This window comes from Mycobacterium sp. shizuoka-1 (genome assembly GCF_002723835.1).
GTDB lineage: Bacteria > Actinomycetota > Actinomycetes > Mycobacteriales > Mycobacteriaceae > Mycobacterium.
Map to the genome: position 1 here is coordinate 140,954 of NZ_BEWG01000067.1, position 11,520 is coordinate 152,473.

At 65.7% G+C, this 11,520-nt stretch carries 11 protein-coding genes and 1 pseudogene; 7 read left to right on the forward strand and 5 right to left on the reverse strand.

Features of this window, described 5'->3' with window-relative positions:
* Nucleotides 1-59 precede the first annotated feature (59 nt).
* Nucleotides 60-1,274: a multidrug effflux MFS transporter gene (locus MSZK_RS20010; protein ID WP_099250408.1), complete on the forward strand. Its 1,215-nt coding sequence runs from the start codon at nt 60-62 to the stop codon at nt 1,272-1,274.
* Between the two features lie 7 nt (nt 1,275-1,281).
* Here MSZK_RS20010 and MSZK_RS20015 read toward each other — a convergent pair whose 3' ends face one another.
* The 3 genes from MSZK_RS20015 to lepA all read right to left on the reverse strand — a co-directional run bounded on the left by MSZK_RS20015 (nt 1,282) and on the right by lepA (nt 4,722).
* On the reverse strand, nt 1,282-1,986 hold the full coding sequence (locus MSZK_RS20015) for a sensor domain-containing protein (RefSeq protein WP_233211409.1): 705 nt from the start codon (nt 1,984-1,986) through the stop codon (nt 1,282-1,284).
* A 49-nt stretch (nt 1,987-2,035) separates the two neighbouring features.
* Nucleotides 2,036-2,728: a sensor domain-containing protein gene (locus tag MSZK_RS20020; protein ID WP_158230607.1), complete on the reverse strand. Its 693-nt coding sequence runs from the start codon at nt 2,726-2,728 to the stop codon at nt 2,036-2,038.
* Nucleotides 2,729-2,790: 62 nt separating this feature from the next.
* On the reverse strand, nt 2,791-4,722 hold the full coding sequence (lepA, locus tag MSZK_RS20025) for a translation elongation factor 4 (RefSeq protein WP_371411369.1): 1,932 nt from the start codon (nt 4,720-4,722) through the stop codon (nt 2,791-2,793).
* Nucleotides 4,723-4,755: 33 nt separating this feature from the next.
* Here lepA and MSZK_RS20030 point away from each other — a divergent pair, with 33 nt between their 5' ends.
* Nucleotides 4,756-5,364: a type II toxin-antitoxin system PemK/MazF family toxin gene (locus MSZK_RS20030; protein WP_199203409.1), complete on the forward strand. Its 609-nt coding sequence runs from the start codon at nt 4,756-4,758 to the stop codon at nt 5,362-5,364.
* An 11-nt stretch (nt 5,365-5,375) separates the two neighbouring features.
* Here the strand turns inward: MSZK_RS20030 and MSZK_RS20035 are convergent, their stop codons facing one another.
* Entirely contained in the window at nt 5,376-6,482 is a 1,107-nt protein-coding gene (locus tag MSZK_RS20035) for an LLM class flavin-dependent oxidoreductase (RefSeq protein ID WP_099250410.1), read from the reverse strand.
* A 258-nt stretch (nt 6,483-6,740) separates the two neighbouring features.
* Between MSZK_RS20035 and MSZK_RS20040 the strand changes: the two genes are divergently transcribed.
* From MSZK_RS20040 to MSZK_RS20055, 4 genes are read left to right on the forward strand one after another with little or no spacing between them, the layout of a single operon-like run.
* The gene (locus MSZK_RS20040; RefSeq protein ID WP_099250411.1) at nt 6,741-7,742 is read left to right on the forward strand and encodes a methionine ABC transporter ATP-binding protein; all 1,002 of its coding nucleotides are present in this window, start codon (nt 6,741-6,743) and stop codon (nt 7,740-7,742) included.
* Nucleotides 7,739-8,422 (forward strand): methionine ABC transporter permease, encoded by a 684-nt coding sequence (locus MSZK_RS20045; RefSeq protein ID WP_099250412.1) that lies wholly within the window; start codon nt 7,739-7,741, stop codon nt 8,420-8,422. The genes MSZK_RS20040 and MSZK_RS20045 overlap by 4 nt, the downstream gene beginning before the upstream one ends.
* An 11-nt stretch (nt 8,423-8,433) precedes the next feature.
* On the forward strand, nt 8,434-9,339 hold the full coding sequence (locus MSZK_RS20050; RefSeq protein WP_099250413.1) for a MetQ/NlpA family ABC transporter substrate-binding protein: 906 nt from the start codon (nt 8,434-8,436) through the stop codon (nt 9,337-9,339).
* 10 nt (nt 9,340-9,349) lie between these two features.
* A complete protein-coding gene (locus MSZK_RS20055) occupies nt 9,350-10,762 on the forward strand; it encodes an NtaA/DmoA family FMN-dependent monooxygenase (RefSeq protein WP_099250414.1) in 1,413 nt (470 codons plus the stop codon).
* On the opposite strand, the gene MSZK_RS20060 is transcribed toward MSZK_RS20055, so the two are convergent.
* On the reverse strand, nt 10,759-11,190 hold the full coding sequence (locus MSZK_RS20060; RefSeq protein ID WP_099250434.1) for a CBS domain-containing protein: 432 nt from the start codon (nt 11,188-11,190) through the stop codon (nt 10,759-10,761). The genes MSZK_RS20055 and MSZK_RS20060 overlap by 4 nt on opposite strands.
* Before the next feature lie 117 nt (nt 11,191-11,307).
* Between MSZK_RS20060 and MSZK_RS20065 the strand changes: the two are divergent.
* Nucleotides 11,308-11,520 (forward strand): annotated as a pseudogene (locus MSZK_RS20065) (hypothetical protein); the annotation flags it as partial.

The following is an 11,520-nucleotide window of genomic DNA, read 5'->3' on the forward strand; positions in this document are numbered from 1 at the left end:
TACCCCACTAGTTATGATTAAATAGTTATTACTTCATAACTACCTTGTCGAGGACGGCCATGCCCACCGCCACCCAGCCCGGATCCGTGCAGAAAGACGCCACCATCTCGGTGTGGTTGCTGATGGTGCTGGCCCTGCTCAGCGCTGTCGCACCGGTGGCGACCGACCTCTACCTGCCGGCCTTCCCCGAGATGACCGCCGAGTTGCGGGGCAGCGCCACCGCCGTGCAGCTGACGCTGACCGCGTTCCTGCTCGGCCTGACCTTCGGGCAGCTGATGTTCGGGCCGCTGTCCGACCGCCTCGGTCGCCGGGGGCCGCTGATCGCCGGTGCCTTCTTGTGCGTGGTCGCCAGCGTGGTCGCCGCCACCGCCCCGTCCATCGGCATTCTGATCGCGGCTCGGTTCGCCCAGGGTTTCACCGGCGCTGCCGGCATGGTGATCGGCCGCGCGGTGATCTCCGACCTCACCACCGGCAAGACCGCCGGGCGGGCGTTCACCCTGATGATGATCGTCGGCGGGGCGGCCCCGGTGATCGCGCCGTTCGCCGGCGGGCTACTGGTCGGACCGCTGGGGTGGCGCGGCATTCTCTGGGTGGTCTGCGCGATCGCGGTGGCCATGCTGGTCGCCACGGTGGCCGTGGTGCGCGAATCGCATCCAGCGGAGCGTCGAGCTGAATTGAAAGTAGCTGCAGCCCAAGGCATCTCGCCGTGGTCTGCCTTGCGGTCGCGGGCCTACCTGGCCAACACGCTGGCCTTCGGGTTCGGCTTCGCGGTGATGATGGCCTACATCTCGGCGTCGCCGTTCGTCTACCAGGTGATGATCGGCTTGACCCCGACGCAGTACGGCATCGCCTTCGGCGTCAACGCGTTGGGCATGATCGCCGTCAGCACGGTGTCCTCACGGCTCAACAGCACGATCTCCGGTTCCCGGCTGCTCGGCATCGGCCTGATCGTCACCGTGGCCGCCACAGTGGCACTGCTCGCCCTGGTTCTCGGCGGCGCGCCGGCCTGGTCGATGATGGTCCCGATCTTTGTGGCGGTCGCCTGCCAGGGCCTGATTCTCGGCAACGCCACTGCACTGGCGCTGTCCGCCGTCCCCCACGCCGCCGGCTCCGGCTCGGCCGGCCTGGGTGCCCTGCAGTTCGGACTCGGCGCCGCGGTCTCGCCCCTGGTCGGACTCGGTGGCGAGCACACCGCACTGCCGCTGGCTGTCGTGATGGTGACGATGTCGGTGCTGGCACTCACGGCGTTCGGCGTCGGGCGCCGGGTCAGCTGAACCGTCGCTATTTCTGTGCCGCGTTCTCCAGCATGATGGCGACGATGCGCTCCGCCTCGTCGTCGATCGAGTTGCTGCACGCCCACGCCTCGACGACCAGATTGGACGCCGACGCCAGCGCATGCTGACAACCCCATCCCCCGGAGTTGCGCTGGTCGGAGTGCTGAGACAGGATCTCGCCGGAGACGTCGGCCTGGCCGATCTTCCAGGTGGAGTGCACATCGGAGTGATCGATGTCGATCGATGTGCCGCCGCATTTCTCCCATGTGGCGCGCGCACCCTCGGCAAACCTCTGCGCCTCGTCCGCCGACGGGTAGAGCACCGCGATCTGTTCGACCCAGTGCTCGTTGTCGGACGTGGGCTCCTGCAGCACTTCGTCGCGCACGGCGGTCCAGCCGCTGCCGTCGTAGACCAATTGCTCGGCGCCGTAGATCGCCCCGAGGCAGTCGATGTCGGACACGCCGTCGGAGTTGTCGCTCATGTTCTCCGTCGACGCGGTCACCCGGATCCCGGTGGCATCCATGACCCCGTTGACGGCACCGGCGCTCAACAACACCTGCTCCAGGTCGGACTCCTCGAGCCTGGGCACACCGACCGGAATGCGGCTGCCGTCCTGGCCTGGCAGCGCCGTGCCGGACACTGTCGACACGCATCCGGACAACACCGCGCCGGCCAGCACAGCGGCGCACACCACGGACATGCGGCGGATCACGGACGATATTGTCCCCCGGCTGACAGTTTCCGGGTGCCCCAACCCCAGATCAGCGGCCGCGCGTGACCTCGGCCTGCATCGCCCGGGCCAGGCGCAGCGCCCGCTGCTGCGCCTGGGTACCGCCGGTGACCGCCACATCCACGTCGACAACGCAATCGGCCGCCAACCCGACGGCACGTTCGGTGGGAAAGATCGCCCCGCCCTGGTTGTCCGAGTTGAGCACCGTCGCCGTCAACACCGCCCCGTCCACCGTGACATCAGTGACCTTCTGATACAGCTCGGTGCCGCCGGGATCGTGCACCTCGGTACGCACGCTGGTGCCCTCGCAGGCTTTCCACCGGGTGACGAAAGCGGCGAACATCCGCTGTGCCTCGACGTCGGAGCTGAACTCGACGACACCGGCATTGACACTGGACACCGTCTGCTGACGGCCGTAGTTGGAGAATTCCTGCCAGGCCGCGCGCCGCACATCGCCGACCTCGTAGACCACCCGCATGAACGGTGTGACCGGTCCCAGGCATTCGATCGGGTCGGCGGCGGAATCATCGCGAATGCCGTTGGGCAGCACATTGATCCCACCGACTTCGGGCAACCCGTGATCAGCCAGCGGGTTTCCCGCGGCTTGGCCGGCCTCGGCGGCATCGGGTAGCACCGCGGCGAGATCGCGTGGCGGTGCGACGTCATCGCGCGCAGCCCTCCCGTCGACCGTGGTCGTGCACCCGGCCAATACAACGGTGCCCACGATGGCACCGACTATCGATCGCCCCCGAACGACAGTGTTGTCGCGTGTGATCGAGCCGCCCCCTACTTCTTGGCCTTGTCGCCGGCTTTGTCCCCGCCGGCATCGCTGGACAGTGCGGCGACGAAAGCCTCTTGGGGCACGTCGACCCGGCCGATCGTCTTCATCCGCTTCTTGCCTTCTTTCTGCTTCTCCAGCAGCTTGCGTTTGCGGGTGATATCACCGCCGTAGCACTTGGCCAGCACGTCCTTGCGGATCGCCCGGATATTCTCGCGGGCAATGATTTTCGATCCGATCGCGGCCTGTACCGGTACCTCGAACTGCTGGCGCGGGATGAGCTCTTTGAGCTTGGTGGTCATCTTGTTGCCGTAGGCCTGGGCCGAATCCTTGTGCACGATCGCACTGAACGCGTCCACGGCCTCACCCTGCAGCAGGATGTCGACCTTGACCAGCGCGGCGACCTGTTCGCCGGCCTCCTCGTAGTCCAGGCTGGCGTAGCCGCGGGTGCGGGACTTCAGCGAATCGAAGAAGTCGAAGATGATCTCGCCCAGCGGCATGGTGTAGCGCAGCTCGACCCGCTCGGGCGACAGATAGTCCATCCCGCCGAGTTCGCCGCGCCGCGACTGACACAACTCCATGATCGTGCCGATGAATTCACTGGGCGCGATGATCGTGGTCTTGACCACCGGCTCGTAGACCTCGCGGACCTTGCCCTCGGGCCAGTCCGACGGGTTGGTCACCACCATCTCGCTGCCGTCGTCCTTGATCACCCGGTAGACGACGTTGGGTGAGGTGGAGATCAGATCCAGGTCGAACTCGCGCTCAAGGCGTTCACGGGTGATCTCCATGTGCAGCAGGCCGAGAAAGCCGCAGCGGAAACCGAACCCGAGCGCCACCGACGTTTCCGGCTCGTAGGTCAGCGCGGCATCGTTGAGCTGCAGCTTGTCCAGTGCGTCCCGCAGGTTCGGATAGTCGGAGCCGTCCACCGGATACAGCCCCGAATACACCATCGGCTTGGGTTCGCGGTAACCGGTCAGCGCCTCGGTGGCACCGTGCCGGGCGGCGGTCACGGTGTCGCCGACCTTGGACTGACGGACGTCCTTCACCCCGGTGATGAGGTAGCCGACCTCGCCGACACCGAGCCCCTCGCTGGCTTTGGGCTCAGGCGAGACGATGCCCACCTCGAGCAGTTCGTGGGTGGCACCGGTCGACATCATCTTGATCCGCTCGCGCGGGGTGATCTTGCCGTCCACCACCCGGACGTAGGTCACCACGCCGCGGTAGATGTCGTAGACCGAGTCGAAGATCATCGCCCGCAGCGGCGCGTCGGCGTCGCCGGTGGGGGCAGGCACCTGGCGCACCACCTCGTCGAGCAGTTCGGCCACTCCCTCACCGGTCTTGCCGGACACCCGCAGCACATCGCTGGGCTCGCAGCCGATGATGTGGGCGATCTCACCCGCGTAGCGCTCCGGGTCGGCGGCGGGCAGGTCGATCTTGTTGAGCACCGGGATGATCGTCAGGTCCCGGTCCAGTGCCAGATACAGGTTGGCCAGCGTCTGGGCCTCGATCCCCTGGGCGGCATCCACCAGCAGCACGGCGCCCTCGCACGCCTCCAAGGCGCGCGAGACCTCGTAGGTGAAGTCGACATGGCCCGGGGTGTCGATCAGATGCAGGACGTAATCGGTGTCACCCGATCGCCAGGGCAGGCGGACATTCTGGGCCTTGATCGTGATGCCGCGCTCGCGCTCGATGTCCATCCGGTCCAGGTACTGGGCACGCATCGACCGCTCATCGACGACGCCGGTGAGCTGCAGCATCCGGTCGGCCAGTGTCGACTTCCCATGATCGATGTGGGCGATGATGCAGAAGTTCCGAATCTGCGCCGGCGCAGTGAAAGTCTTGTCGGCGAAGCTGCTGATGGGAATCTCCTGGTCGGGTGGTACTTCGAGGGGGCCCTCGGGCCTCCCCAGCGTATCGACTGGGGCGCTGGCGGGCACAATCGCGTGCCGCGAGCCGGGCGGGTTCCGCCTATGCTGTCGAGAATGGCGTCGCAGTGGAGGACGTTGCAGAAGTTCGCAGAGCACCTCGTGTTCAACGAGGCGCCCAAATTCATCCGGCAGTTGCCGATCCCCCCGGTCGTGCCGCGCACCATCCAGCAGGGCCTCAAGCTGGGCATCGACGTGCTGGCCGCCAGCGCGGCGGCCGCCGAGCAGCCCGCTGCGATCACCGCGGGGCGGCCGGTGACCAGCACCAGCGTCCCGACCGCGCACCGGGCCCGCCGCGTGGAATACGCGCCGGACCTCGACGGCCGCGCCGATCCCGGCGAGGTGGTCTGGACTTGGGTGGTCTACGAGGACGACCCGACCCGGGGCAAGGACCGCCCGGTGCTGGTGGTCGGCCGCGATCGCCGCACACTGCTGGGTCTGATGCTGTCCAGCCAGGTCCAGCACGCCGAGGACCGCAACTGGATCGGCATCGGCGCCGGTGGCTGGGATTACGACGGTCGGCCCAGCTGGGTCCGCCTGGACCGGGTGCTCGACGTACCCGAGGAGAGCATCCGCCGCGAGGGCGCGATCCTGGAGAGGTCGACGTTCGACCTGGTGGCCGCCCGGCTGCGCGCCGACTACTCCTGGAGCTAGCGGGCGGCGTGTCAGACGCTGACCGCGGCCCGTTCCCGCAGCAACGGCAATACCCCGGTTCCGACATGCTGGATTTCCTCGGCCTGCGGGTAGCCCGACAGCACGAACTCGCTGATCCCCAGCGCCGCGTATTCGGACAGCACGTCGGCCACCGTCTGGTAGCTGCCGACCGCGGCTGTTCCCGCCCCGTCGCGGAGCAGGCTGGGTCCGGCCCACAGGCCCGGATGCACCAGCAGGCTGCGGGCGTCGACGAGTTCGCCGGTGGTCAGCGCCGCCATCCGGCGCTGACCTTCGGATCCGGACTGGGTGAATCGCTCGTGGGCCGACCGAACGCTCTCGGCGGTCACACCGCTGAGCAACTCGTCGGCGCGCGCCCACGCAGAGTCCTCGTCGGCGCGGGCGACGGTGTGCAGTCGCACGCCGTAGCGCAGGGCGCGGCCGCGGCGGGCCGCGGCCGCACGCACCCGGTCGATCTTCTCGGCCACCTGGTCCGGGGGTTCAGCCCAGGTGAGGTACACGTCGGCGTGCTCGGCCGCGACCTCGATCGCCTCGGGCGATGACCCGCCGAAGTAGATCTGCGGCACCGAGGGCACCGGGTAGGCAACCCGGGCGCGCTCGACGGTGTAGAACTCGCCGTCGTAGGAGAACTCGCCGCCCTGCCACACACCACGCAGGATCGACAGGAACTCGCCGGTACGGCGGTACCGCGCGGCCTTGTCCTCGTGATCGCCGTAGCGGCGCATCTCGGCTTCTTCGCCGCCGGTGACGATGTTGAGGGCCAGCCGGTTTCCGGTGAATCGCTGATACGTGCTGGCTTCCTGAGCGGCCAGCACCGGTGAGAGCACCCCGGGCCGGAACGCCACCAGGAACTTCAGCCGCCGACTGTGCTGGGCCAGCGCCGCGGTGGCGATCCAGGAGTCCTCACAGGCTGAACCGGTAGGCGTGAGAGCAGCTTCGAAACCGAACTCCTCGGCCACCCGCACCAATGCGGTGAGGTTCTCCAGCGTGGGAAGCAGATGGGATTGCGCCCGCACCGCGAAATCACTCTGGTTGTCGGCGATCGTGCTGGTGTCCCCGTGGGTGGGCAGATACCAATGAAACTTCAACGCGTTCGGCAAACCGTGCTCCAGACCTTTTCGCTACACACACCCCAGGAGCACAATGGCCGACACCGTGCTGCGCGCGCCATGGTTGTAACCATTGTGATCGGATCACATCATCGCGACCACTAACAATCACAACGATCACTACGCTCGTCAGCCCCACGCGGCCGGCCTACCGTCAAAGGTCGTTTCGCCTCAACGCGCCTGACATGGTCGTCGGACTGCGGCAACAACATTCACTTGTGACAAGTCCCTGCACTCGAAAGAGCGTTTGTGATCGAGATCGAAGGTTTGACCAAGAGATTCGGGGACCGCACCGTCCTCGATGACGTCTCGCTGTCGGTGGGCAGCGGGGAGATCCTGGCCGTAGTGGGCCCGAGTGGTGCCGGCAAGAGCACGCTGTCGCGCTGTGTCAGCTTCCTGGAACGCCCCACCAGCGGCACGGTGCGGGTCGATGGCAAGGACTTCACCCGGCTCGACGGGGCCGAACTCATTGCCGCGCGGCGCAGCGTCGGCGTGATCTTCCAGTCGGCACCACTACTCAGGCGCCGCACCGTCGCCCAGAATGTCGCTCTGCCATTGGAATACGTCGGGGCAACCACCGCATCAGCAGACAAGCGCGTCACGGAGCTTCTCGACCGGGTCGGGCTGGCCGATCGCTCCTCCTTCTACCCCGGGCAACTCTCGGGCGGCCAGAAGCAGCGGGTCGGAATTGCCCGGGCGCTCGCTCTCGGACCGTCCAACCTGTTGTCCGACGAGGCAACATCCGGGCTCGATCCGGCCACCACCAAGTCAATCTTGGCTCTGGTCAGCCATCTTCGCGACGAGTACGGGCTGTCCATCATCCTGATCACGCACGAAATGGAAGTCGTGCGGGAAGTCGCCGACTCGGTGGCTCGCATCGACAACGGTCGCATCATCGAGAGTGGCTCGGTGGAGGACATCATCCTCGATCCGACCTCGGCGCTGGCTCATGAACTGTTGCCGGATCGGCCGGCCGTGCCACCGAGCGGCGATGGCGAGATCTGGGAGGTGTCCTACGCGTCGCGCGCGGTGCCGCTGGACTGGCTGACGTCGCTGCACACCGTTCCTGAAGTCGGCGGGGCCAGGGTCAACGTGTTGAGTGCCAGCGTGGAGGCAATCCGTGGGGTGGCGGTCGGTAGAGCCGTGTTGTCCATATCCCCTTGTGCACCGCCAGGTTTCGCTGATCACCTGACCCGACTTGGATTGCACGTGCGGGCCGCAGGCGCCAAAACCGGGGAGCAGGCAGCGTGACCTACTCGGCGCAGAGCGATTTCAGCACACCGTGGGACAAGGTTCTGGACCTGCTACTGCCGGCCTACGGGCAAACCTGGTTGATGGTCGGCATCACCATGGTGCTCGTCGTCTTGATCGGCACCCCCTTGGGTATCACCCTGCACAACACCTCCGACTTCGGGCTGTTCCCGGATCGGAAGGTGTTCGCCGTCCTGAACACCATCGTCAACATCGGCCGCTCCCTGCCGTTTCTGATCCTGATGGCGGCGATCATCCCCGTCACACGCTTCCTGGTCGGAACGACGATCGGCATCCCGGCCGCCATCGTCCCGATGACGACGGCGGGTGTTCCCTTCTTCGCCCGGCTGGTACAGAACGCATTACGCGACGTCCGCTCTGACGTCACCGACATGGGACAGGTGTCTGGCGGCTCTCACGTGCAGGTCATTCGCACGGTGCAGCTCTCCGAAGCGCTCCCGGCGCTCGCCGGTGCTTTGACGGTGAACACCATCGCAATGATCGATTATTCGGCCATCGCCGGCTCGATCGGCGCCGGCGGAATCGGGAATCTTGCAATTACCTACGGCTACAACCGGTTCGATCACAACATCATGATCGCGACCGCGATCTCACTCATCATCACCATCCAAGTCGTCCAATTCGTGGGCGACCGCCTCGTCAAAGCTCTCACCCGCTGAAAGGATCCTTCGTGACCGACCAGATCAACTCGACAGTCGGCGACCACGTCGACATCGAGATCAAGAAGAAGAAACGCTGGCCGTGGATCGCTGCCGCGGTGGCCGTCGTCGTGGCCGTCGCCGGCGGCGTGACCTACGCCAAACTCTCCAACCGCGACAAGCCGTTCGGTACCACACTGCCGGTCGCCACGTGGAGCACCGACATTGCCGCCGAACAACTGCTGCAATACATTTCCACCAACGTTGCACCGAGCCACGGGATCACCATCGAGCCGGTCAAGATCGACAATCTGGTCGAGATCAACCGAGCCGTCGATGCGGGCACCGTCGCCGGCAACTTCTTCGAGCACCAACCGTTCCTCAATGACGCCATTGCAGCCAACGGATTCAAGCTCACCCTCGCCGCGCCGACGTTCACCTGGGACCAGGCGACATACTCCGACAAGTACCGCAGCTGGGATCAGGTGCCCAACGGTGCCAAGATCGCCTTGCGCGACGACCCGGCCGGCCAGGCCATAGCGCTGCTGGACCTTGCCTACGACAAGCAGATCACTCTCAAGCCCGACAAAGACAGCGTGGCAGGACTGCCCCAGCTGTCCGACATCGCGTCGAATCCCAAGAACTATCAATTTGTTCAGGTCCCGATCGGTCAGCTCGCACGCAGCCTCGCCGACGTCGACGCGATTGTCGTGCACATCTCGGACGTCTACGCCGCAGGTCTGACCGAAGGCCAAATTCTGGCCCGCGAGCCGGCGCCGAAGGGCAGCGAGGGCGGCCTGGTGGTCAGCGACAAGCACCTCAACGATCCGAATGTGCAGAAGTTGATCGCGACGTTCAAGGACCCGACGATCGCGCAGTTCTTGGAGACGACCGACAACCAGCTGATCCGCAACACCCTCGGCCCGATCGGCGAATAGGAGACCCGATATGGCCAAGAAGAAGCCCCTGTATTTCTCGGCGTTCGTGATGAACACGGCATCGCATGTGCTGCATGGCCTTTGGCGGGCACCCGAGGCACAGAACCACAAGTTCAACTCCCTACGGCATTGGACTTCGGTGGCCAGCCAGGTTGACAAGGCCGGCTATGACCTGTTGTTCTTCGCTGACGTGTTCGGCTTGCGCGCACCGTGGAATGGCAACTGGCGCAAGTCCGTCGAGGGCGGAATTCAGGTTCCGGTCAACGATCCGTCGGTGCTGGCGTCGGCACTCGCCGCCGCCACGGACCACCTCGGCATCGTGTTCACCAGCTCGATCATCCAGGACCACCCGTTCAACTTCGCCAGGCGGATGTCCTCGCTGGACCACTACACCGACGGCCGGCTGGGCTGGAACATTGTGACGAGCTTCAACGAGAACATGTTTCGCAGTTTCGGCTATGCCGGCACCCTGGAGCACGACGAGCGCTACGAGTGGGCCTACGAGTACGTCGATGTCGCCTACAAACTGTGGGAGGGCTCCTGGGACGACGACGGGCTGGTCCAGGACAAAGAACTCGGTGTGCATTCCGACCCCGCCAAGATCCACAAGATCAATCACGTCGGAGCGCGCTACCAGGTGGAGGGGCCGCACTTCGTCTCGCCGTCCTTGCAACGCACACCGGTGCTCTTCCAAGCCGGGTCCTCCCCTGCCGGCCAGCTGTTCTCGGCCCGTAACGCCGAAGGCGTCTACATCAGCAGCCCGACCCCGGAGGCCGCGTACGGATTGACGTCCGAGACGCGGGCATTGGCGGCCGGCAACGGCCGAGATCCCGGCGATATCACATTCGCCCAAGGTCTGTCCTTCGTGATCGGAGACACCCACGCCGACGCGGTCCGCCGCGAGGACGAGATCAAGCGCTACCTCGATGTGGAAGGTGTCGCGCTACACGCCCTTGGCGATGCCGGGATCGACGCCGGGGCACTACCGCTGGACACCCCAATCAGCGAGCTCGGAAAGTTCACCGGCATCAAGAGCTTCATCCGCTGGGCGTCTGAAATCTCCGGCAACGACGAGCCGACCATTCGCGATATGGCCTGGGCACTGGAGGGCGCCAACCGGGTCGTCGGCACCGCTGATGAGATCGCGGACTACCTCGAGGAGTGGCGCGAGGCCGGGGTCGACGGGGTCAACGTCTACCACGCGACCGTGCCGGGCTCGTTCCAGGAGACCGCCGACCGGCTTTTCCCGACGCTGCGCGAACGCGGCCTGATCTCGACCGACAAATCCGGCACCTTGCGGCAGAAGCTGCTAGGCCGCGGCGACCGGCTTCCCGACACTCATCCGGCCGCCGCCTACCGCGGCGCGTTCACCGACAACGACCTGCTCAACGGGGTAGAGCAACCTGTTCGGGCCGCTGGCTAACCACCCTGGGTGATGTAGGCCTGCAGATGCTGCTGTTCGGCTTGCAGCTCTTCCATCCGGTTCTTCACCACGTCGCCGATGCTGACGATGCCGACCAGCCGGCCACCCTGCATCACCGGCACGTGGCGGACCCGGTTGTTGGTCATCAAGGCGCTCAAGTCGTCGACCAGGTCATCGGGTGAGCAGGTCACCAGCACCGTGCTCATGATGTCGGCGACGGAGCTTCGCAGCAGTTCAGCGCCCTGATCGTGCAGTTTGCGCACGACGTCGCGCTCCGAGACGATGCCCACCACCCCGTCCGGGCCGACCACGACCATCGCGCCGATGTTGTGGATGACCAACTCGGTCAGGAGTCCGGTCACCGTGGTGGTTTCGGTGACCGTGGCCACCGTCGAGCCCTTGGCCCGCAGGATGTCGGCGATGCGCATCGCCACCCCCTTGTGATGGATGTCACACCAGGCTAAGGCTTGGCGCCGCCCCGGGGAAGCAAACCGCTTTGGTTGCGTTAGGACAGAACGGACGACACCACGACGGAGGAGATCGGTATGGGCGTGCTGCCGAAGACAGAATTGGGCGACGGGCTGACGGTGAGTGCGATCGGATTCGGCGGAATGGCGCTAACCCCGGTGTACGGCGCGGTCGACGACACCGAGTCGCTGGCCACGCTGAACCAACTTGTTGAATCAGGAGCAGAAGAGCTCGGCCAATGGTCATGCTTTTCGAGGCGGTGGCCGGCTGTGCTCGATGCTTACCTGTCG